Genomic DNA, 23158 nt, shown 5'->3' with positions numbered 1-23158 from the left:
TCATCGTAGACGGCGTTCTTAGTTTGTGCGGCGACGCATTAAGGCCACGCCAGCGCCAGTCAGTGCGCCCACAATCCCCCACATGATCATCAGGAATGCGCGACGCGGACTATCGCGTTTTACAGGCTCTTCAGGCGTTCTTAAATAACGATAGGTCTGAAAACGCGGGTCCAGCGTTGGACCGACGTTGAGCGTGTTGAGCATGGCGCGGTTTTGGTCGTAATCGAGGTCAAAATCAGGGCCAACGGCCTGAATATTTTCAAGACGTGCCTGAAGCATCGGACGACCAAGGAGGAACATTTCTGAATCCGGGAGTTCGTCAGCCGGAACATCCGTTTCGCTACGGGAAATATTGTGCTGCTCCGCAATCTTCAGCGCCTGCTCAATATTATGCACGCGACGAGCGAAGATGGCCTTAGCGACCTCTTCCTGACGTTTGACCTGCGCTTTCATCTGGATAGTACGCGCAGCCCAGGCGCCTTTAAGCTCATCGTTCAGGTGACTGGCCGCGCGCTGGCTGGCGAACGCAACATACTGACGCAACAGGTTATTGGCGTCCGGCGCCGTTTCCGCAATCAGCTTCACGCTGTCGCTCACATTACGGAGCACATCGCCAGGCATAAACTGAATGTTATTGATTAAATCATCCAGCAGCGCGGCATCCGCTTTGCTGTTACCGACCATGCGCTGCTTGTAGTAGTCCGTCTGAGACCAGAAATCGCGGCGTGTATCCCACGACGCCAGCTGCATCACGAACTCTTTGTAGGATTCATCCATCACCGAGGCCTGATCCGGGGTCGCCAGATTGGCCTTGATATCAAGATTACGCAGGAATTGCTGCTGGGAGTAGTAGCCCCCAAGCATATTCACCGTTGGTCGGTCTGTGATCGCCGTGGCGCTCCATTCTTGTTTTGCAAAGAAGGTGTAGGCAAGCGCTAACAGCGCAAACCCAAGGGCAATCCCCACAATCCACAGTTTGCCTTGCCATAACACTCGAAACAAACCACGAATATCCAGCTCGTTCTCAGTGCCCACTGATTTCGCTCCCGCCAACGGTTGAGTCATCATAGTCCCGGTTTTACTTAGTTAATGTTGTGTTTTTGCCACTGTTCCGACGCATCCTGCGTTTTAAACGTTTAATAAAACGCGCGACTTTCCATGCACGCTTGATGCAGTAACCGTACATGAAAAATGCTAGCAAGAATAATACCAACATTACCCATTCAGGAATGAAATGTGCGTATTCTGCGGCAACGCCAATCGCAGCCAGGATAGCAGCCGCAAGCGTAATCAACACAAATGCCTGACGAGACGTGAAACCGGCGCGCATGATCAGGTGATGAATATGCTGCCGATCGGGAGAGAACGGGCTCATCCCTTTACGCAGACGGCGGTACATAATAGCAACCATGTCCATCAGCGGGATGGCGATAATCCAGAGAGCCGTTACCGGGCTAATAGGGTGAGTTTTACCCTGCGTGGTCTCCAGCAGAACCCAGATAACCGTAAAGCCAATCAGGGTACTGCCCGCATCGCCCATAAAGACTTTATAGCGACGCCCCAACACACCCAGGTTAAGGCAGATATAAGGCAGGATGGCGGCAATCATGGCAAAGCACCACATTGACAGGCTGTACTGGCCGTCAAACCATAAAATGATGCCGATTGCGCCAAACGAAACAGAGGACAGCCCACCGAGCAGACCGTCGATACCGTCAACCATGTTAAAGGCGTTGATAGCCGCCCACACGGCAAACAGCGTCAGGAAGAAGCCGAATGGCCCAAGTACCAGCTCCCAGGGACCAAACACGTAGCCCAGGCTTCTGAGATAGAGGCCGCCTACCACCATCATAATGATGCCAATGGCCGCCTGTACCGTGGCGCGGAACTTCACGCTGATATCAAAACGATCATCAAGGGCGCCGACCAGTACCAGCACACCGGCACACGCCAGATAGAGTGCGGCATGGGGGATATAGTAATCCGCGATCCCGAATGTGAAACAGATGCCTGCGTATACCGAAATGCCGCCCACCAGCGGAATAAGCCCCTGATGACGTTTACGGAAATTCGGTTTGTCCACTAACCCAATTCTTTTTGCTACCTTGCGCGCAATGAACAAAAAACAGGTTGTGAATAAAAAAATACTGATCAGCTCAGTTACTGCAGTGAGTAGATTCACAATGGATTGCTCTCAACAAATGTTAGTCCCGGAAGTATAACCATGAAGCCCCCTGCCTCAGAAGGATTAAAGACGGCCTCTCACAACTCCCTTTGTATGTTTTTCAATCAATTATTGCTTTGACTGTGCAAACCTTCTTATTGTCGCACCGACAGGTCAAAATTGGGAGTGTGTGGTAATAGCGTATAGTCCATAAATAAAAAACGCCACGTAAAAACGTGGCGTTGACTGGGATTATTTGCGTTACGAGCGTTTCATCATGTCGAAGAAATCGTCGTTCGTTTTGGTCATCGCCAGTTTGTTAATGAGGAATTCCATTGCGTCGATTTCGCCCATTGGATGGATGATTTTGCGCAGGATCCACATTTTCTGAAGCTCTTCCTGAGTGGTAAGCAGCTCTTCTTTACGGGTACCGGAACGGTTATAGTCGATCGCCGGGAAGACGCGTTTTTCTGCGATCTTACGAGAAAGGTGCAGTTCCATGTTGCCTGTCCCTTTAAACTCTTCGTAGATAACTTCGTCCATTTTGGAGCCGGTATCGATCAGCGCCGTCGCGATGATGGTCAGGCTACCGCCCTCTTCCACGTTACGCGCCGCACCGAAGAAACGCTTCGGACGATGCAGGGCGTTGGCATCCACACCACCGGTCAGTACTTTACCGGAAGCTGGCACCACGGTGTTGTAGGCACGCGCCAGACGGGTAATGGAGTCGAGCAGGATGATCACGTCTTTCTTGTGCTCAACCAGGCGTTTCGCCTTCTCGATAACCATTTCCGCAACCTGAACGTGGCGAGATGCCGGTTCGTCAAAGGTAGACGCAACCACTTCACCTTTCACCAGACGCTGCATCTCGGTCACTTCTTCCGGACGTTCGTCAATCAGCAGCACCATCAGCACACAGTCTGGATGGTTGTAAGCAATGCTCTGCGCAATGTTTTGCAGCAGCATGGTTTTACCCGCTTTTGGCGGCGCCACAATCAGACCACGCTGACCACGACCAATTGGCGATGCCAGGTCCAGCACACGAGCGGTTAAGTCTTCAGTAGACCCATTACCACGCTCCATGCGCAGGCGAGAGTTCGCGTGCAGCGGCGTTAAGTTCTCGAACAGGATCTTATTGCGGGAGTTTTCCGGTTTGTCGTAGTTAACTTCGTTAACCTTCAACAGCGCAAAGTAGCGTTCACCCTCTTTTGGAGGACGAATCTTACCTGAAATGGTGTCACCAGTGCGGAGGTTGAAACGGCGGATTTGGCTAGGGGATACGTAGATGTCGTCAGGGCCGGCGAGGTAGGAGCTGTCTGCGGAGCGGAGGAAACCAAATCCGTCTTGCAGTATCTCCAGCACACCGTCGCCAAAGATATCTTCGCCACTCTTAGCGTGCTGCTTCAGGATGGCGAAAATGATGTCCTGCTTGCGCATACGAGCCTGGTTTTCCAGTCCCATATTTTCGCCGAGAGTGATCAGCTCAGAAACCGGCGTATTCTTTAATTCGGTAAGATTCATAATGGTGTGGGTTCTTAAACTCGGGGTGATTCTCGAACTTAATGTTGTGAATGGTATGGCAGGGTCATCCATGCCTGTTTAGCGGCCATCACCTCATGTCTGTTCGCTGTCTGGTCACAGGGAAAGAACGCAGAACTGAAACGACAAGACGGATTGAGTGACAAGCCCGGAATCTAGCAACTTCACGCACTGTTTAAGTTAACAACGGGAAGTATCGGGTAAAACAAGATTCAAACAACAAGATATGTTTAAAACGTAGTCATAGCTAACTTAGCACGACTAAAGCCGGGCGTCCAGAGTTCACCATTAATTAGGCGCTCTGGACGCTCAGCTGAGAAACCTTACGCCAGGTTAGCGTCCAGGAACTCTTTCAGTTGACCTTTGGACAGTGCGCCCACTTTGGTCGCCGCCACGTCACCGTTCTTGAACAGCAACAGGGTCGGGATGCCACGGATACCGTATTTTGGCGCGGTGCCCGGGTTCTGGTCGATGTTCAGCTTGGCAACGGTCAGTTTGCCCTGATATTCGTCAGCGATTTCATCCAGAATCGGAGCGATCATTTTGCAAGGACCACACCATTCAGCCCAGAAATCAACGAGGATCAGCCCGTCAGCTTTAAGTACGTCCGTGTCAAAACTGTCGTCAGTCAGGTGAATAATTTTATCGCTCATATATAACTCCACAGGAATAAGCCTGGTACGTTGGTTTTGTCTCCACCAACGACGTGTTGATGTCGCATTAACCAACTAAAGGTTGACTTTATTTCACCGGATACGCTTTCGTAAAGCAATAGTAAGCTGATATTCTACCACACTATGAGCAAAACACATTTAACAGAACAGAAGTTTTCCGACTTCGCCCTGCACCCAAAGGTGATCGAAGCCCTTGAAACTAAAGGGTTTCATAACTGCACGCCCATTCAGGCTCTCGCCCTGCCGCTGACGCTGGCCGGTCGCGATGTTGCAGGGCAGGCGCAAACCGGTACTGGCAAAACGATGGCGTTTTTAACGTCAACGTTTCATTATTTACTTTCTCACCCAGCGATTGCAGACCGCAAAGTTAACCAGCCGCGCGCGCTAATTATGGCCCCGACGCGAGAACTGGCGGTACAGATCCACGCAGACGCTGAGCCCCTGGCGCAGGCCACCGGCCTGAAACTTGGCCTGGCCTATGGCGGCGACGGCTACGATAAACAGCTGAAAGTGCTGGAAAGCGGCGTGGATATCCTGATTGGGACCACCGGCCGTCTTATCGACTACGCCAAACAGAACCATATCAACCTCGGCGCAATCCAGGTCGTGGTGCTGGATGAAGCAGACCGCATGTACGATCTGGGCTTCATTAAAGACATCCGCTGGCTGTTCCGCCGTATGCCTGCGGCAAACCAGCGTCTGAATATGCTGTTCTCCGCAACCCTTTCTTATCGCGTTCGCGAACTGGCGTTCGAACAGATGAACAACGCCGAATATGTGGAAGTGGAACCGGAGCAGAAAACCGGGCACCGCATTAAAGAAGAGCTTTTCTATCCTTCAAATGAAGAGAAAATGCGCCTGCTGCAAACCCTGATCGAAGAGGAGTGGCCGGATCGCGCCATCATCTTCGCGAACACCAAACACCGCTGTGAAGATATCTGGGGTCACCTGGCGGCAGATGGTCACCGTGTGGGCCTGCTGACCGGCGACGTGGCGCAGAAAAAACGCCTGCGTATTCTCGACGAATTTACTCGTGGCGACCTCGATATTCTGGTCGCGACCGACGTGGCGGCCCGTGGCCTGCATATTCCAGCCGTGACGCACGTCTTTAACTATGACCTGCCAGATGACTGTGAAGACTATGTACACCGTATTGGTCGTACCGGTCGTGCTGGCGCAAGCGGTCACTCCATCAGCCTTGCATGTGAAGAGTATGCGCTGAACCTTCCGGCTATTGAGACCTACATCGGTCACTCTATTCCGCAGAGCAAATACAATCCGGACGCGCTGTTAAGCGAGCTGCCGCCACCTAAGCGCCTCACCCGTCCACGCTCCGGCAATGGCCCGCGTCGTTCAGGCGGTGCACCGCGTAATCGTCGTCGTTCAGGTTAAGAAAATATGCTCAGCTCCACCTCGCTTTATGCGGCAATTGATCTCGGTTCGAACAGTTTTCATATGCTGGTTGTGCGCGAGGTGGCGGGAAGCATACAAACGCTGACGCGCATTAAGCGCAAGGTCCGCCTCGCGGCGGGCCTGAGCAGCGACAATCACCTCTCTCCTGAAGCCATGGAACGTGGCTGGCAGTGTCTGCGCCTGTTTGCAGAACGTTTGCAGGATATCCCGCTCAGTCAAATTCGCGTTGTTGCCACGGCGACCCTTCGTCTGGCGGTTAACGCTGGCGATTTCATTGCCAAAGCGCAGGAAATTCTGGGCTGTCCGGTGCAGGTCATCAGCGGTGAAGAAGAAGCGCGTCTGATTTATCAGGGCGTGGCGCACACAACCGGCGGCGACGATCGCCGTCTGGTGGTGGACATTGGTGGCGCCAGTACCGAGCTGGTCACAGGCACAGGCGCGCAGGCGACATCGCTCTTCAGCCTGTCGATGGGTTGTGTGACCTGGCTGGAACGTTACTTTACCGATCGAAACCTCGCCAAAGAGAATTTTGACGAGGCGGAAAACGCGGCACGTGAGGTTCTGCGCCCGGTCATGGATGAACTGCGCTATCACGGCTGGAAAGTGTGCGTCGGGGCGTCCGGCACCGTTCAGGCGTTGCAGGAGATCATGATGGCGCAGGGGATGGACGAGCGGATCACGCTTGCCAAACTCCAGCAGCTCAAACAGCGCGCCATTCAGTGTGGTCGTCTGGAAGAACTGGAAATAGAAGGCCTGACGCTCGAACGCGCGCTGGTTTTCCCTAGTGGGCTGGCCATTCTGATCGCCATTTTCACCGAGCTGAATATCCAGTGTATGACCCTGGCAGGCGGTGCGCTGCGTGAAGGTCTGGTTTATGGAATGCTGCACCAGTCGGTCGATCAGGACATTCGTAGCCGTACGCTGCGTAACGTTCAGCGCCGCTTTATTGTTGATACCGACCAGGCACACAGAGTGAGTCAACTCGCCTCACTGTTTGCCGATCAGGTGAAAAAAAGCTGGGATATTGAACCGTTAAGCCGCGATCTGCTGCTAAGCGCCTGTGCGCTACATGAAATTGGCCTCAGCGTGGAGTACAAGCAGGCACCGCTGCACGCGGCCTGGCTGGTACGAAATCTCGATTTACCCGGCTATACGCCCGCACAGAAGAAGCTGCTTGCCACCCTGCTGCTGAATCAGACCAACGCCGTCGATCTCTCTTCACTCCACCAGCAGAACGCTGTGCCGCCGCGCGTGGCGGAGCATCTGTGTCGTCTGCTTCGCCTGGCGATCCTGTTTGCCAGCCGCCGCCGTGATGATTTGCTGCCAGCCATTACGCTGGTGGCAGACGATGAGAAACTGACGCTGACGTTGCCGGAAAACTGGCTTGAAAATCATCCGCTTGGCGCAGAACTGGTTGAGCAGGAGTTCCAGTGGCAGAGCTATGTGCACTGGGCACTTGAGGTGAAGTGACCCTTTGAAGCGTGCCGGGTGGCGGCTTCGCCTTACCCGGCCTACAAATCGTTATCCCTTCTCTTTGGCCTTTGCCAGCATCGCGCGAATGTTTGCCACGTTTGCCTGCCCTTTGTGCATGCGCTCTTCAGCGGTAATGACTTTACGCTCCTGCTCCCAGATAAGATCGTCCTGAGGCAACTCCAGCAGGAAACGGCTCGGCTCCGGGCGCACCAGCTCGCCGTACTGACGGCGCTCTTTGCACAGCGTGAACGTCAGCTCTTTCTGCGCACGGGTGATCCCCACGTAGGCAAGACGGCGCTCTTCATCGACGTTATCTTCATCGATGCTGCTCTGGTGCGGCAATAAGCCCTCTTCCATCCCCACCAGATAGACATAGGGGAACTCCAGCCCTTTCGAGGCATGCAGCGTCATCAGCTGGACCTGATCGGCTTCTTCTTCGCTTTCGCCGCGCTCCATCATATCGCGCAGCGTGAAGCGGGTGACGACCTGCGTCAGGGTCATTGGCTCGTCAATCTCAGAACCTTCAAGCATTTCGGTCATCCAGCTGAAAAGCTGGTTAACGTTTTTCATGCGCATCTCTGCCGCTTTCGGGCTGGCAGAGGTTTCATAGAGCCAGGATTCGTAGTCAATGCCGTGGATCAGATCGCGCACTGCCGCCACGGGCTCGCGCTCAGCCAGACGCTGCACTTCACCCAGCCAGTGGGTGAAGCGGGTTAAGGCCTCATAACCGCGCCCGGTCAGGGTCTGGCTCAGCCCCATATCGAAGCTGGCAGTGAACAGGCTTTTGTTGCGGGTCATCGCCCACTCGCCCAGCTTTTGCAGCGTTGCAGAGCCAATCTCACGTTTCGGCGTGTTCACAATGCGCAGAAACGCGCTGTCGTCATCCGGGTTGGTCAGCACGCGCAGATAGGCCAGCAGATCCTTAATTTCCGGACGCGAAAAGAACGACGTACCGCCGGAGATTTTGTAGGGAATGCGGTTCTGCATCAGCATCTTTTCAAAGACGCGCGACTGGTGGTTACCGCGGTAGAGGATCGCGTAATCCTTGTATTCGGTTTTGTTGACGAAGTGATGGGCAATCAGCTCACCCGTTACGCGCTCCGCTTCGTGCTCTTCGTTGTTGGCGCTAAGCACTTTCAGTTCGGTACCGTAACCCAGTTCAGAGAACAGACGCTTCTCAAAGACGTGTGGGTTATTGGCAATCAGGATGTTCGCCGCCTTCAGGATACGCCCGGAAGAACGGTAGTTCTGCTCCAGTTTAATGACCTGCAACGCCGGGAAATCTTTGCTCAGCAGCACCAGGTTTTGCGGACGTGCGCCACGCCAGGAGTAAATCGACTGATCGTCATCGCCTACGACGGTAAAGCGCGCACGCTGCCCTACCAGCAGCTTCACCAGCTCGTACTGGCTAGTGTTGGTATCCTGGTATTCATCCACCAGCAGGTAGCGAATTTTGTTCTGCCAGCGCTCGCGTACCTCTTCATTCCGCTGAAGCAGCAGCGTCGGCAGCAGGATCAGATCGTCGAAATCCAGGACGTTGCAGGCTTTCATATGCGCGTCGTACAGACCGTAGCAATGAGCAAAGATGCGATCGCGCTCGCCTTTGGCACTTGCCGCTGCCTGGGCTGGCGTCATCAGATCGTTTTTCCAGTTCGAGATCGTCGAGATCAGCTGTTGCAGCAGCACCTTGTCATCTTCAATCAGCCCTTCCGTCAGCTCTTTAAGCAGCGCCACCTGATCGGTGTCATCGAAGAGAGAAAAGTTGGACTTCATGCCCAGCGCCGCGTATTCGCGCTTGATGATATCCAGGCCCAGCGTGTGGAAGGTGGAGATCATCAGCCCGCGCGCCTCTTTACGGCCCAGCGTCTGGCCGACGCGCTCTTTCATCTCACGCGCCGCTTTGTTGGTAAAGGTGACCGCCGCGATATGGCGTGCCTGGTATCCACAACCCCGAATTAAGTGAGCGATTTTATTGGTGATCACGCGTGTTTTACCGGATCCCGCTCCCGCCAGCACCAGGCAGGGTCCGGTGACGAATTCGACAGCTTGTTGTTGTCCGGGGTTTAAACGCATAAATGATCACTCAATGAAAGTCGGGAGAGGAGGAAAAACGCGTGGTAGTATACCGATCGTAAACTAGTCGACTCAAGGCACGATCATGGCAAAAACAGCAGCAGCACTGCATATCCTTGTTAAAGAAGAGAAACTGGCACAGGATCTGCTCGAACAGATTAAAAACGGCGCCGACTTCGGCAAACTGGCGAAGAAACACTCGATTTGCCCGTCAGGCAAACGCGGCGGTGACTTAGGCGAGTTCCGCCAGGGCCAGATGGTCCCGGCGTTTGATAAAGTGGTCTTCTCCTGCCCGGTGCTGGAGCCAACCGGCCCACTGCATACGCAGTTCGGTTATCACATTATCAAAGTGTTATACCGCAACTAATCAAAAGCCCGGTGCATTGACTCACCGGGCTTTTTTATTTCAGTGGACCAGCAATCAGATGCCGTCGCCGTATTCGAAGGTGTGATGAATACCGTTGAAGTGCTGATCCATATCCATCGACGGTTTATCGCTGTCTGGCTTACCGACGATGCGCGCCGGGACGCCAGCGGCGGTGGTGTGCGGCGGTACTGGCTGGAGGACAACCGACCCCGCGCCAATCTTCGCGCCGCGGCCAACTTCAATATTGCCAAGGATTTTAGCGCCTGCGCCAATCATCACCCCTTCACGAATTTTCGGATGGCGATCGCCGCTGGTTTTACCGGTACCGCCCAGCGTAACGGATTGCAGGATCGACACATCATCTTCAATCACCGCCGTTTCACCGACGACAATGCCGGTGGCGTGATCGAGCATGATCCCGCGGCCAATTTTCGCCGCCGGGTGAATATCGACCTGAAAGGACACGGAAACCTGATTTTGCAGGAAGATGGCCAGCGCGCGGCGTCCCTCATTCCATAACCAGTGGCCGATGCGGTACGCCTGTAAAGCGTGGAAACCTTTGAGATACAGCAGCGGCGTGGAGTATTTATCCACCGCCGGGTCACGGGTGCGTACGGCCTGAATGTCGCAGGCGGCAGACGCAATCATTTCCGGATCGGCGGCGTAGGCCTCTTCTACCACTTCGCGAATGGCGATAGCAGGCATGATAGGGGAAGCCAGTTTATTGGCGAGCATGTAGCTCAGGGCGCTGCCGAGATTTTCGTGCTTGAGTAGCGTCGCGTGATAGAAACTGGCCAGCATAGGCTCACAGTCGGCCAACGCTCGGGCTTCGGCTTTAATATTATTCCAGACGATATCCAGTTCTTCACACGGCATTGCTTGCTCCAGACGATAGTTAATGACCAGCCAGTTCTGCGCTGGCTGGGTCATTCAGGTGACGATACTTCCCGGCTAATTGCTGCTGCGCTCGTCCTTGCGCGCACGACCTAATAAGGTCAATGCTGCCTCGCGCGCATTTTTTCCGCAATACAATACCTGATAAATTTCCTCGGTTATTGGCATTTCGACACCGAAACGGTGCGCCAATTCGCGAACTTCTTTGGTATTGCGATAGCCTTCAACCACCTGACCAATCTTCTCCTGCGCGCTTTTTACATCGCTGCCCTGTCCGAGCATCATGCCAAAGCGGCGGTTACGCGACTGGTTGTCGGTGCAGGTCAGCACCAGGTCGCCCAGCCCAGCCATTCCCATAAAGGTGGCCGGATCGGCACCCAGCGCTTCGCCCAGGCGGGACATTTCGGTCAGTCCACGGGTGATCAGCGCAGTACGCGCATTCGCACCAAAACCGATGCCGTCAGACATCCCGGCCCCGATGGCAATGACGTTCTTCACCGCACCGCCCAGCTGCACGCCGATAAAATCAGGATTGCTGTACACGCGGAAGCTTTTGCCACAGTGCAGCAGTTGCTGAAGGTCGTCGGAAAATGCCTGGTCGGTGGACGCCAGCGAGATTGCCGTCGGCAAGCCCGCCGCCAGCTCTTTGGCAAAGGTCGGCCCGGAGATCACCGCCAGCGGGATCGCCGTTCCCAGCGCTTCGCGGGCAACGTCCTGCAACAGGCGTCCGGTTTCCGCTTCCAGCCCCTTCGTCGCCCACACAATACGCGCATCCGCACGCATCAGCGGCTTGATCTGACGCAGAACTTCGCCAAACACATGGCTCGGCACCACAATCAGAATATTGCGGCTGGCCGCCAGCGCGGTCGCGAGGTCGCTTTCCAGATACAGCGAGTCAGGGAACGGAACGTCCGGGAGAAACGCCACGTTGCAGCGGTCGTGTTGCAACGTCGCGATATGTTTGGGATCGTGGCCCCACAGGACCACGTCGTGACCATTTCTTGCCAGCGTGATGGCAAGAGCGGTGCCGTATGAGCCGGCACCGATCACAGTCATTGACGCATTAACAGTGCTCATCAGGCATCCTGATGTTGTTCGGCACCTTCGCCAGCCTGCTGCTGTAAATAGTTCATGAACAGCGCATCAAAGTTTACTGGCGCAAGGTTCAGTTGCGGGAATGTACCGCGAGAAACCAGGCTGGTGATGCATTCACGCGCATACGGGAACAGGATGTTCGGGCAGTATGCACCCAGGCAATGCGCCATCTGGTTGCCTTCGATGCCGCCGATGGAGAAGATGCCGCCCTGCTGGACTTCGCACAGGAATGCAGTTTCTTCGCCCAGAGAAGCGGTCACGGTGACACGCAGTACGACTTCATACACGTCATCCGCCAGCTGGGTGGATGCGGTATCCAGATCAAGTTTAACCTCTGGCTGCCAGTCTTTCTGGAAAACGTGCGGCGCATTTGGCGCTTCGAAAGAGACATCTTTGGTGTAGATGCGCTGGATCTGGAAAGTCATCTCGGTGTTGTTTTGTTCTGACATGGAAAAACCCTTTTTAATTGTCCTAAGTCTCTAGCTCAGCAGCGGATCGAGTCCACCACGGGCGTCGAGCGCATACAAGTCATCACAGCCGCCAATGTGCTGCGCATCAATAAAAATCTGTGGAACCGTTGTGCGACCACTGCGTTGGATCATCTCTTCGCGTTTAATCGCGTCACCATCGATCGGCAGTTCCTTGAACGTTACGCCTTTGCTGGACAGCAGCGCTTTCGCTCGGTGGCAGAACGGGCACGTTGCTTTGGTGTAGATCTCAATATTGGCCATCACTTAACTCCTTATTTACCGCGCACTAAAGGAAGATTCTCCCCGCTCCAGCCGGAGATGCCTTCTTTCAGCACCGTTACGTTTTCAAAGCCTGCTTTATGCAGTGCGTTGGCAGATTCCTGCGCCTGCATGCCAGTGCCGTCAACAACAATAATCGGCTGGGCTTTATGCTTCTCCAGCTCACCAATGTTGTTCGCTTTGATTTCCGCGGGCAGCAGGTTGATAGCACCTGCAATATGGCCCTTGCGGAAATCGTCGCGCTGACGCAGATCGACAACCACGGCGTCCTCTTTGTTGATCAGACGTGTCGCTTCACCGCGGGTGATCACCTTAATTTTAGACGTCAGTCCCTTAAATGTGGTGAACAGCACAGCGACCAGCAGGCCAATCCACGCGATGCTCAGAACCGGGTGGCGGCTAACGAATTGCATAATTTCTTGCATGGGGGGTAACAACTCCCGACTAAGTGATTAAAAAAACCAGGACAGGAGTATACCTGTGCGCTGTGGCAAATACAGCCAGCGACATAAAGCTAATCTATTTTCTGCGGCATGCCACGTAAAAAAAGCCTCAAAATAGCCTGAGAACTGCCTTGCCCCCGCGCTTTCTTTGATCTTCTGCGGCTATTTTATCGATTCAGCTGTAGTAAAATTACGCAAATTTTTTGTCTCTTGAGCATGAGGTTGTCGCAATGTCGGTTTCTAAAAAACCTATGGTACTGGTGATTCTGGATGGCTATGGCTACCGTGAAGATCAACAGGATAACGCCATTTTCAACGCCAAAACCCCGGTGATGGATGCGCTATGGGCAAAACGTCCCCACACCCTGATTGATGCCTCTGGCCTGGAAGTGGGTCTGCCGGATCGTCAGATGGGCAACTCTGAAGTGGGTCACGTTAACCTGGGCGCGGGCCGTATCGTTTATCAGGACCTGACGCGCCTGGACGTTGAAATCAAAGAACGTACATTCTTTGCCAACCCAACGCTCACCGGAGCGGTTGATAAAGCCGTTGCCGCAGGCAAGGCCGTTCACATTATGGGCCTGCTCTCTGCGGGCGGCGTTCACAGCCACGAAGATCACATCATGGCGATGGTCGAACTGGCCGCTGAGCGCGGTGCGGAAAAAATCTATCTGCACGCCTTCCTGGATGGTCGCGATACGCCACCACGCAGCGCAAAAGGTTCTCTGGAAGCGTTTGAAAACAAATTTGCCGCACTGGGCAAAGGCCGCGTGGCCTCCATTATTGGCCGTTACTATGCCATGGACCGCGACAACCGCTGGGACCGCGTTGAGCAAGCCTATGATCTGCTGACCCTGGCAAAAGGTGAGTTCCAGTTCGCGACCGCCGTTGAAGCCCTGGAAGCGGCATACGCGCGCGATGAAAACGATGAATTCGTGAAAGCAAGCGTGGTCCGCGCTGAAGGCCAGGCCGATGCCGCCATGGAAGATGGCGATGCGCTGATCTTCATGAACTTCCGTGCTGACCGCGCGCGCGAAATCACCCGCGCCTTCGTTAACAGCGATTTCGACGGTTTCGCCCGTAAAAAAGTAGTGAAGATCGATTTCATCCAGTTGACCGAATATGCAGCGGATATCAACGCGCCATGCGCTTATCCACCCGCTTCCCTGGAAAATACCTTCGGCGAGTGGATGGCGAAAAACGATAAAACCCAGCTGCGCATCTCCGAAACTGAAAAGTATGCGCACGTGACCTTCTTCTTTAACGGTGGCGTAGAAGATCCGTTCAAAGGCGAAGACCGCATCCTGATTAACTCACCGAAAGTCGCCACTTACGATCTCCAGCCAGAAATGAGCTCTGCGGAGCTGACCGAAAAACTGGTGGCCGCGATCGAAAGCGGTAAATATGACACCATCATCTGTAACTACCCGAATGGCGACATGGTGGGTCACACCGGCGTGATGGAAGCAGCCGTTAAAGCGGTTGAAGCGCTGGACCACTGCGTAGAGCAGGTCGCGAAAGCGGTTGAATCCGTGGGCGGCCAGCTGCTGATCACCGCCGACCACGGTAACGCAGAACAGATGCGTGACCCGGCAACCGGTCAAGCGCATACCGCTCATACCAACCTGCCCGTTCCACTGATTTATGTGGGTGATAAATCAGTGAAAGCAGTGGAAGGTGGCAAGCTTTCCGACATCGCGCCAACCATGTTGTCGCTGATGGGCATGCCGATCCCTGAAGAGATGACTGGTAAGCCGCTGTTCATCGTGGAATAATCGCTCCCCATGAGGGGAAAGGCGATTTTTTCAATCACATGGGTCGTGAAGCCGCTTCGGCTATCAGTCAGACCTCTGTTTTACGCCAGCGCACTCAGCGCTGGCGTATTGCTGTGCGCCGCATCCGCCCACGCGGATGACCGCGATCAGCTTAAATCCATTCAGGCCGATATCGCCGCCAAAGAGCGTGCGGTACGTCAGCAGCAACAGCAGCGCGCCACCCTGCTCGCCCAGCTTAAAAAGCAGGAAGAGGCCATCTCCGCCGCTGCGCGGAAGCTGCGTGAAACCCAAAACACCCTTGCCCAGCTCAATAAGCAAATCGATGAAATGAACGCATCGATTGCGAAACTGGAGCGTCAGCGCGACGCCCAGGAGCGCAACCTCGCGGCACAGCTTGATGCCGCTTTCCGCCAGGGCGAGCACACCGGGCTTCAGCTGATCCTCAGCGGGGAAGAGAGCCAGCGTGGTCAGCGTTTGCAGGCCTATTTTGGCTATCTTAACCAGGCCCGCCAGGAGACCATTGCGCAGCTGAAACAGACGCGCGAAGAAGTCACCACGCAAAAAGCCGCGCTGGAAGAGAAACAGAGCCAGCAGCAAACGCTGCTCTACGATCAGCAGGCGCAGCAGGAGAAGCTTGAGCAGGCGCGCAATGAGCGTAAGAAGACGCTCGCCGGGCTGGAGTCCTCTATCCAGGCAGGACAAAGCCAGCTGAGCGAAATGCGCGCCAACGAATCCAGACTGCGAAACAGCATTGCCCGGGCAGAAGCCACGGCCAAAGCGCGCGCCGAAAAAGAAGCGCGCGAAGCGCAGGCGGTGCGTAATAAGCAGCAGGAAGCTTCCCGGAAAGGCACCACCTACAAACCGACTGAAAATGAACGTTCCCTGATGTCACGTACCGGCGGCCTCGGCTCCCCACGTGGTCAGGCTTACTGGCCCGTTCGCGGTACGATCCTGCATCGCTATGGCGAACAGTTGCAGGGTGAGCTACGTTGGAAGGGGATCGTGATCGGTGCGTCTGAAGGTAGCGAAGTGAAAGCCATCGCCGATGGCCGCGTGATCCTGGCCGACTGGCTACAGGGGTACGGGCTTGTAGTGGTGGTTGAACACGGTAAAGGCGACATGAGTCTCTACGGCTACAACCAGAGCGCGCTGGTCAGCGTCGGCACTCAGGTGCGCGCGGGTCAACCCATTGCCCTTGTGGGCAGCAGTGGCGGTCAGGGCCGCCCGTCACTCTATTTCGAAATTCGTCGTCAGGGTCAGGCGGTCAATCCACAGCCGTGGTTGGGAAGATAAGTTTTGCTTCAATTTCGTCGAATTGTTTTTTCCGTGGTCAGCGCAATGGCGCTGGCTGCACCGGTTTATGCAGGCAAACTCGCGATTGTGATTGATGACTTCGGTTATCGACCACACTATGAAAATCAGGTGCTGGCGATGCCGTCAGCCATCTCTGTCGCCGTCCTGCCTAATGCGCCTCATGCGCATGAAATGGCGACCAAAGCTCACAATAGCGGCCATCAGGTCCTCATCCATCTGCCGATGGCCCCCCTCAGCAAGCAGCCGCTGGAAAAAGATACCCTGCGCCCGGACATGAGCAGCGACGAGATCGATCGCATTATCCGCGATGCGTACAATAAAGTGCCGTATGCCGTGGGGCTGAATAACCATATGGGCAGCGCGATGACCTCCAGCCTGTACGGTATGCTGAAAGTGATGCAGGCGCTGGAGCGTTACAATCTCTATTTCCTCGACAGCATGACCATCGGCAACAGCCAGGCGATGCGTGCCGCTCAGGGGACGGGTGTGAAAGTCATCAAGCGCAAAGTCTTCCTGGACGACTCCCAGAACGAAGCGGATATCCGCGTGCAGTTCAACCGCGCGGTACAGCTGGCGCGCCGTAATGGTTCGGCGATTGCCATCGGGCACCCGCATCCGTCTACCGTTCGCGTTTTGCAGCAAATGTTGCCGGGCTTACCCGCCGATATCACGCTGGTACGTCCGAGCGATCTGCTCAATGAGCCTCAGGTAGATACGTCTCGTCCGGGTAACGCGCAACCACCGGCAACGCAGCCGCGTAATCCATTCCGCGGCGTGAAGAACTGTACGCTGAAACAGCCACCTGAACCGGTACATGCAACCCGCTTCTTTACGGTTATCAGCGAAAGCGTAAGCCAGAGTACACTGGTGCAATACTTCCAGCATCAGTGGCAGGGCTGGGGAAAGAAATCAGCAGCGAGCCAATCCCAGTGACAGGCGATTAAGGTAGAAAGATGCCGCAACGACACAAAATTCTGCTCCTCGATACCGGTAAAGAGTGGGGAGGAGGTACCAACAGCATGCTCGAACTTCTGAAGCGCATTAACCGCGAGAAGTTCGATATTACCTGTTGTTTTTACAGGGACTATAGCCGGGCGGAAGGACAAACCATCGGCCAGGTGTTGAACGGCATTGGCATCCCCTTAATTGTCATTCCTCAGCATAAGCAGCCCGCATGGGCGAAAATTGCCAAAGAGCTGGGTCGCAGCCTGCTGTTTTTCTCGCGCAGCGCCCGGAAAGCGTTTACGCGCCATATTGATTCGCTGTGGCGCATTCGCCCCAACGTCAGCAAGATCGAGACCATTTTCAGAGAAGGTGGTTTCGATACGCTGTACATGAACAACCAGCCAGGCTCTAACGAAGAGGGTTATCTGGCGGGCGCAAACCTGCATGCGCGGATCATCCAGCACTGCCGCATTGAACCGGTGCTGACCCCGCCGCTGGTGAAGCTGGTGAATGCCCATGCCACAAAAATCATCGCTGTCTCGCACGGCGTTGAGCGCGTGCTCCTTCAGCATGGCGTCCGGCCAGAGCTGTGTACCACGGTCAACAATGCCATCGACATCCACCAGCCTTTGCCCGACCGCCGCGCGATGCGCCAGCGACTGCACATTGATGACGACACGTTTGTGTTCGGCAGCATTGGTTCGTTAATTCCTCGCAAGGCCAACCACCACACGCTGGAGGCGCTGGCCCAGTTCAGCCAGAGGCACCCGCAGGCAAAATGGAAGATGGTGCTGGTCGGTGAAGGGGCTGAACGCGGCGCACTGGCGGCACAGGCTGACGCGCTGGGTATTGCTGAACACGTAATTTTTACCGGTTTCCAGAATACGCCTTTTGACTATCTCGCCACCTTTGACGCGTTTATTCTGGCCTCGCAGAGCGAAGGCCTGCCCCGCGTCGTACTGGAAGCGATGCTGCTGAACATCCCCGTCATTGGTTCAAAAGTGACCGGCACGGCAGAATTGATCGACCACGAGTCGACCGGGCTGTTATTCCCCTGGAGCGATGTGTCGCAACTTGCTCAACATCTGGATAATATCTGGCAGGATCCTGCTCTGCGTGCCCGGCTCGCCGCGGCTGCGCATCAGAATGTCTGCAACGTGTATGCCATTGAAAGCTATGTTAACGGTGTCGAGGCCGTTCTTGGCGCGCAATAACCAAACGAGAAGAACATGTTTAAATTTCTGAATGCTCGCTACCGCCACATCACCGGGCGACATAACATTCCGTACGCTTCCCTTCCGGCCACGCGCGATCTCGTTGCGGTTGATTCCATTGTGATCCCGTGTACAGGGGCGGATTTCGTCGAAGAGGCGTTATTGTCTGCGACCTTTGCAGAGCGTTATGCCACCGACGTCAGCGAGATTGTTATCGTCAGCGATCAGCCTGAATCCGCTTTCGGCGAGCTACCGCCAAAAACCCGCGTGGTCACGCTCACCCTTCCTGTACGCGAAGAGAATTATCGCTATAAGCAGATCTACCTTAGTCGTCTGGTGAAGCTTAACGCTCCGTTGCAGGCGCGCGGTGAAGGTGTGCTGATGATCGACTCCGATCTCAACCTGCTTAAAATGCCAGAGATCAACATGGCGGATATGCACATCTACTCCAGCTTCCGTCAGGGCAAAATGATTGCCAAGCTGGACGGCGCGCCAGCGGAGAAAGTACCGGCGTATTACAAAGAAACGGTGCGCCCGTATCTGGTCGATCACGTTAACGGCGCGTTTCTTGCGGCGACCAAAAAGACCTGGCGCCGTATCTGCCCGCTGTGGCTGACGCTGTTCCAGGATACCTGGGAGCTGATGGACGATACGCAGCCGCCGACCGATCAGCTGCCGCTCGCTGCGCTGCTGGACATGCTGGATCTAAAAACGGTTAACCTGGGCGACTGGATGAACTGGCCGGTCTCCAAGAAGATCGGCGGTCAGGAAGCCGTTGTGCCGAAAGAGGTGATTGGCGCGCACGGCGGTTTCCCTCTGTCAGAATGGCAGAAGTATCTTGAATCAGCGGATAATAAGCTGCTGTTCAAAGGTCAGGATTACACCCGCAAAGTGCGTTACCTGACGGACGAAGAGAAAAAGAATCAGTAAATCATGGTTCTAATGCTGGTCACGTAAGGTGACCAGCTATTTTCGTAATGATAAAGCAGGCGAGCATACCTGCTAAAAAATGTTTATCGCTCCAGTATTAATGAATATTACGCCAGTCATGGATCTTGCCGGTCGTGTCCAGCACAGTAACGTTCTTATTATAATGAGCAAGCCATGATTGTACCGACTGGACAGGCTCTCCCTGACGATGGATCCCAAGCCAGAGCTCAGCCAGCGTATTAATATCCTCAGCAGACCAGACAGTATTGTAATCCGCAATGTACTTCTTATCGGAATCAACCTGGTGGGCATACCAGATAAACACCGGGATATGCAGCGTCTCTCGTGGAGGATTAACGTTACCGTGGGAATACGCAACAGCACGCTTCGTATCGCGAATCAGACCATGATCGGAAAAATATAAAACGGAAGAGCGTGAATTTTCCAACAGGCTAAACACCTTGCCTATTAGCGTATCTGTATATCGTATCGAGTTGTCATAACAGTCATCGGCTTCATTATCGCCGCGTAATACCGCGTGTGTGGCCGGGAAACGTTGGCAGGAAGGTTCATGACTGCCGTACAAATGCAGAACGATCATTTTTTTGCCCGACGTTTTTAGCGCATTCTGTAACAGCGGCAGGAGATCTTCGTCATAGCCACCCTCAATCCATTTTTGCTGTTTCGTATTCAGCGCAATCCCGGTAATGACGTTGTTATGAGCCCCTCCTTTGCCCTGACGACTAAACCAGTAAGTTTCATAGCCCGCTTTATTCGCAATATTGATGATGTTATCCCCATATTTATGCGGATCACGCGTGTTTACAGTGTTCGCGGTCATGGCTAGCGGTACGGACATAATCGTTACCGGAGCAGGCGCCACAGCATTACGAAAAAGTAAAAGCTGCGACTTTTGCTTCTGTAGTTCCGGAGTGGTATCCCGATGATAACCATAGATCCCCATACTTGCTGTACGCCCGGCCTCCCCGATGATCAGCACATAATTGTCGATGCCGGTATCGGATAATGTGATTTCATACTCAGGAATGTTGTTTCCAATGCTGGCAACTATCGCGTTATCTTCAATGGCTTGCATGAAGACTTTTGACGTACTGATGGGCGTTGCGTAAACCACACGCTGTGCCAGACTTTCAACATTGCTTTTCCTGAGTTGATGCTGTAAAGCCTGACCATAAAAAGCCAGCAGCGTGACAGCAAGCGCAATAGCGGGCCAGCGCCGAAAACGCGGCGCAACAGACCACATCCCGGTATTAACGGTATAAATGAATAATATGGAGAGGGCGATAAAAATCAGGCAATCGCGCCAATACAAGCCAAGCATGGAAGTGGCTTCACCCGGCGTCGTATTGAGTACACTTTGCGCAAATCCATAACTAAAAGCAGAGTTGTAATTATTCCATGCGTATAACTGTAAAGTAATATCTATCGCGATCGGGATTAATATAATAACTGCCAGCACATTCCTTATTAATTTATTGCCGATACTCTTTAATGTCAGCAGTATTAGCGAAAAAACCAGCGCCCGGTTAATTACCGCATTATATTTTGCATGTATAATATTCACGCCAACAATAATAGACAGAGAGATAAATACAGTAATAAAAGCGGTGAATCTGGAATGTTTCTCAACCAACTTCCGTGAATCCAGTATGGACATAATAACCTGATTAGCCGGGCTAACGTCTTCCTGACGTAATATTGATTACAAGAATGAACGCGTGCGGAAAAGGCAATATAGGGAAAATTTCGCCGGAATTTAACAAGTAACTTTTTGCATGTCAAACAGATAAAAAACGCTGACACCCGTAAAAAGATGCCAGCGCGAAGGTTTAATTCCAGCTCAGGATCACTTTCCCTGACTGGCCGGAACGCATTGCGTCGAAGCCCTGCTGGAACTCATCGATGGAGAAACGGTGGGTAATAATCGGGGACAGATCCAGGCCGGACTGGATCAGCGCTGCCATCTTGTACCAGGTTTCGAACATCTCGCGGCCATAGATGCCCTTGATGAACAGCCCCTTGAAGATAACTTTGTTCCAGTCGATGGACATATCTGACGGCGGAATACCCAGCATCGCGATACGGCCACCGTGGTTCATGGTGTCGAGCATGGTGCGGAACGCCGGTGGCGCGCCGGACATCTCCAGACCCACGTCAAAGCCCTCGGTCATGCCCAGCTCTTCCATCACGTCGGTCAGGCTCTCTTTCGAGACATCCACCGCGCGGGTGACGCCCATCTTACGCGCCAGCGACAGACGGTATTCGTTCACGTCGGTGATCACGACGTTGCGCGCCCCCACGTGCTTCGCTACGGCTGCCGCCATAATGCCGATTGGGCCTGCGCCGGAGACCAGCACGTCTTCACCCACCAGGTCGAAGGAGAGCGCGGTGTGTACCGCATTGCCGAACGGGTCGAAGATGGAGGCCAGATCGTCAGAGATATTGTCCGGGATTTTGAAGGCGTTAAACGCCGGGATCACCAGGTACTCTGCGAAGCAGCCCGGACGGTTTACGCCCACGCCAACGGTGTTACGGCACAGGTGCGTACGCCCACCGCGGCAGTTACGGCAGTGACCGCAGGTAATATGGCCTTCGCCGGAGACGCGATCGCCAATGCTAAAGCCTTTCACTTCCTGGCCGATACCGACCACTTCGCCAACGTATTCGTGGCCGACAACCATCGGCACCGGAATGGTTTTCTGCGACCACTGGTCCCAGTTGTAGATGTGAACGTCAGTACCGCAGATGGCGGTTTTACGAATTTTGATCAGCAGATCGTTATGACCGACTTCCGGCTCCGGCACGTCGGTCATCCAAATCCCTTCTTCCGCTTTCAGTTTGGATAACGCTTTCATCACACGTCCTCAGGCAATTACGCCCAGCTGTTTGCCGATGCGGGTAAAGGCTTCCACCGCACGCTCAATTTGTTCAGGCGAATGCGCCGCAGACATCTGGGTGCGGATACGCGCCTGACCTTTTGGTACTACCGGGAAGAAGAACCCGGTCACGTAAATCCCTTCTCTCTGAAGCTCACGAGCAAATTTCTGCGCGACAACCGCGTCGCCCAGCATCACCGGAATGATCGCGTGGTCAGCACCGGCCAGGGTGAACCCTGCGGCACTCATTTTTTCACGGAACAGGCGGGCGTTAGCCCACAGGCGGTCGCGCAGCTCAGCACCGGACTCCACCATCTCCAGCACTTTAATGGAGGCGGCCACAATCGCCGGCGCCAGGGAGTTGGAGAACAGATACGGACGGGAGCGCTGACGCAGCCACTCGACCACCTCTTTGCGCGCAGCGGTATAGCCGCCGGACGCGCCGCCGAGCGCTTTGCCCAGCGTACCGGTGATGATATCCACGCGGCCCATTACGTCGCAGTATTCGTGGGAGCCACGACCATTTTCGCCGACAAAACCGACCGCGTGAGAGTCATCCACCATCACCAGCGCGTCGTATTTATCCGCCAGATCGCATACGCCCTTCAGGTTGGCGATCACGCCGTCCATGGAGAACACGCCGTCGGTGGCGATCAATACGTGGCGGGCACCGGCTTCACGGGCCTCTTTCAGACGGGCTTCCAGCTCAACCATGTCGTTGTTGGCGTAGCGGAAACGCTTCGCTTTGCACAGGCGTACGCCGTCGATGATGGAGGCGTGGTTCAGGGCGTCGGAGATAATCGCATCTTCTGCGCCGAGCAGGGTCTCAAACAGACCGCCGTTGGCGTCGAAGCAGGAGGAGTACAGAATCGCGTCTTCCATTCCCAGGAAGCTCGCCAGCTTTTGCTCAAGCTGCTTGTGGCTGTCCTGCGTACCGCAGATAAAACGTACGGAGGCCATGCCGAAACCGTGGGTGTCCATGCCGTTTTTCGCAGCGGCAATCAGCTCAGGGTGATTCGCAAGACCTAAGTAGTTGTTCGCGCAAAAGTTGATCACATGGCTGCCGTCGGCAACGGTGATGTCCGCCTGCTGGGCAGACGTGATAATACGCTCTTCTTTGAACAACCCTTCCGCACGTGCGGTGTCGAGGTCGCTGTTTAACTGTTTGTAAAAATCACCACGCATTGCAATTCTCCAGA

Annotated in this window: 21 protein-coding genes; 8 read left to right on the top strand and 13 right to left on the bottom strand. The window is 54.5% G+C overall.

The genetic code is table 11. The features are described 5' to 3' along the window. Positions 1-18 precede the first annotated feature (18 nt). The 4 genes from wzzE to trxA form a co-directional block, all read right to left on the bottom strand. On the bottom strand, positions 19-1065 hold the full coding sequence (gene wzzE, locus ACOTX7_RS09590) for an ECA polysaccharide chain length modulation protein (protein WP_032674166.1): 1047 nt from the start codon (positions 1063-1065) through the stop codon (positions 19-21). A gap of 13 nt (positions 1066-1078) precedes the next feature. After that, positions 1079-2182, bottom strand: a complete 1104-nt coding sequence (gene wecA / locus ACOTX7_RS09585; protein WP_001050933.1) for a UDP-N-acetylglucosamine--undecaprenyl-phosphate N-acetylglucosaminephosphotransferase — start codon at positions 2180-2182, stop codon at positions 1079-1081. Positions 2183-2425: 243 nt separating this feature from the next. Next, positions 2426-3685 (bottom strand): transcription termination factor Rho, encoded by a 1260-nt coding sequence (gene rho / locus ACOTX7_RS09580; RefSeq protein WP_001054528.1) that lies wholly within the window; start codon positions 3683-3685, stop codon positions 2426-2428. A gap of 341 nt (positions 3686-4026) precedes the next feature. Then, the gene (trxA, locus tag ACOTX7_RS09575) at positions 4027-4356 is read right to left on the bottom strand and encodes a thioredoxin TrxA (protein ID WP_006812392.1); all 330 of its coding nucleotides are present in this window, start codon (positions 4354-4356) and stop codon (positions 4027-4029) included. Between the two features lie 144 nt (positions 4357-4500). Here trxA and rhlB point away from each other — a divergent pair, with 144 nt between their 5' ends. Further along, positions 4501-5769: an ATP-dependent RNA helicase RhlB gene (gene rhlB / locus ACOTX7_RS09570; protein ID WP_006812393.1), complete on the top strand. Its 1269-nt coding sequence runs from the start codon at positions 4501-4503 to the stop codon at positions 5767-5769. A gap of 6 nt (positions 5770-5775) precedes the next feature. Further along, positions 5776-7260 carry a guanosine-5'-triphosphate,3'-diphosphate diphosphatase gene (gppA, locus tag ACOTX7_RS09565; protein ID WP_006812394.1) on the top strand — a complete coding sequence of 495 codons (1485 nt, stop codon included), beginning with the start codon at positions 5776-5778 and terminating at the stop codon, positions 7258-7260. Between the two features lie 51 nt (positions 7261-7311). Here gppA and rep read toward each other — a convergent pair whose 3' ends face one another. Further along, on the bottom strand, positions 7312-9336 hold the full coding sequence (rep, locus tag ACOTX7_RS09560) for a DNA helicase Rep (protein ID WP_003860830.1): 2025 nt from the start codon (positions 9334-9336) through the stop codon (positions 7312-7314). 85 nt (positions 9337-9421) lie between these two features. On the opposite strand from rep, the gene ppiC reads away from it, so the two are divergent. Further along, complete coding sequence (gene ppiC / locus ACOTX7_RS09555; protein ID WP_006812396.1) at positions 9422-9703, top strand: peptidylprolyl isomerase PpiC; 282 nt, start codon at positions 9422-9424, stop codon at positions 9701-9703. 54 nt (positions 9704-9757) lie between these two features. Here ppiC and cysE read toward each other — a convergent pair whose 3' ends face one another. The 5 genes from cysE to ACOTX7_RS09530 form a co-directional block, all read right to left on the bottom strand. Then, complete coding sequence (gene cysE / locus ACOTX7_RS09550; RefSeq protein WP_047355038.1) at positions 9758-10579, bottom strand: serine O-acetyltransferase; 822 nt, start codon at positions 10577-10579, stop codon at positions 9758-9760. Positions 10580-10654: 75 nt separating this feature from the next. Beyond that, positions 10655-11674 carry an NAD(P)H-dependent glycerol-3-phosphate dehydrogenase gene (gene gpsA / locus ACOTX7_RS09545; protein ID WP_006812398.1) on the bottom strand — a complete coding sequence of 340 codons (1020 nt, stop codon included), beginning with the start codon at positions 11672-11674 and terminating at the stop codon, positions 10655-10657. After that, positions 11674-12141: a protein-export chaperone SecB gene (gene secB, locus ACOTX7_RS09540; RefSeq protein ID WP_003860835.1), complete on the bottom strand. Its 468-nt coding sequence runs from the start codon at positions 12139-12141 to the stop codon at positions 11674-11676. Before secB ends, gpsA begins: the two co-directional genes overlap by 1 nt. Positions 12142-12171: 30 nt before the next feature. After that, a complete protein-coding gene (gene grxC, locus ACOTX7_RS09535) occupies positions 12172-12423 on the bottom strand; it encodes a glutaredoxin 3 (protein WP_003860837.1) in 252 nt (83 codons plus the stop codon). Between the two features lie 11 nt (positions 12424-12434). Then, positions 12435-12866, bottom strand: a complete 432-nt coding sequence (locus ACOTX7_RS09530) for a rhodanese-like domain-containing protein (protein WP_003860840.1) — start codon at positions 12864-12866, stop codon at positions 12435-12437. A 248-nt stretch (positions 12867-13114) separates the two neighbouring features. On the opposite strand from ACOTX7_RS09530, the gene gpmM reads away from it, so the two are divergent. The 5 genes from gpmM to ACOTX7_RS09505 are packed head-to-tail and all read left to right on the top strand — an operon-like array spanning position 13115 to position 19062. Continuing rightward, positions 13115-14659: a 2,3-bisphosphoglycerate-independent phosphoglycerate mutase gene (gene gpmM / locus ACOTX7_RS09525; RefSeq protein WP_221256746.1), complete on the top strand. Its 1545-nt coding sequence runs from the start codon at positions 13115-13117 to the stop codon at positions 14657-14659. A 33-nt stretch (positions 14660-14692) separates the two neighbouring features. After that, positions 14693-15952: a murein hydrolase activator EnvC gene (envC, locus tag ACOTX7_RS09520; protein WP_313771847.1), complete on the top strand. Its 1260-nt coding sequence runs from the start codon at positions 14693-14695 to the stop codon at positions 15950-15952. Between the two features lie 3 nt (positions 15953-15955). Continuing rightward, the gene (locus ACOTX7_RS09515) at positions 15956-16906 is read left to right on the top strand and encodes a divergent polysaccharide deacetylase family protein (RefSeq protein ID WP_221813392.1); all 951 of its coding nucleotides are present in this window, start codon (positions 15956-15958) and stop codon (positions 16904-16906) included. Between the two features lie 20 nt (positions 16907-16926). Beyond that, positions 16927-18132, top strand: a complete 1206-nt coding sequence (locus tag ACOTX7_RS09510; protein ID WP_006812402.1) for a glycosyltransferase — start codon at positions 16927-16929, stop codon at positions 18130-18132. A 15-nt stretch (positions 18133-18147) separates the two neighbouring features. Beyond that, positions 18148-19062: a hypothetical protein gene (locus ACOTX7_RS09505; protein WP_047354987.1), complete on the top strand. Its 915-nt coding sequence runs from the start codon at positions 18148-18150 to the stop codon at positions 19060-19062. A 97-nt stretch (positions 19063-19159) separates the two neighbouring features. Here the strand turns inward: ACOTX7_RS09505 and ACOTX7_RS09500 are convergent, their stop codons facing one another. From ACOTX7_RS09500 to kbl, 3 genes are all read right to left on the bottom strand, one after another. Continuing rightward, positions 19160-20740 carry a phosphoethanolamine transferase gene (locus ACOTX7_RS09500; protein ID WP_221813390.1) on the bottom strand — a complete coding sequence of 527 codons (1581 nt, stop codon included), beginning with the start codon at positions 20738-20740 and terminating at the stop codon, positions 19160-19162. A 172-nt stretch (positions 20741-20912) separates the two neighbouring features. Beyond that, complete coding sequence (tdh, locus tag ACOTX7_RS09495; RefSeq protein ID WP_213827047.1) at positions 20913-21938, bottom strand: L-threonine 3-dehydrogenase; 1026 nt, start codon at positions 21936-21938, stop codon at positions 20913-20915. Between the two features lie 9 nt (positions 21939-21947). After that, the gene (kbl, locus tag ACOTX7_RS09490; RefSeq protein WP_221256743.1) at positions 21948-23144 is read right to left on the bottom strand and encodes a glycine C-acetyltransferase; all 1197 of its coding nucleotides are present in this window, start codon (positions 23142-23144) and stop codon (positions 21948-21950) included. Between the last annotated feature and the right edge of the window lie 14 nt (positions 23145-23158).

The organism is Enterobacter cloacae complex sp. IR5418, assembly GCF_049238105.1.
Lineage (GTDB): Bacteria > Pseudomonadota > Gammaproteobacteria > Enterobacterales > Enterobacteriaceae > Enterobacter > Enterobacter hormaechei.
This window is presented reverse-complemented; position numbering and strand designations above follow the sequence as displayed.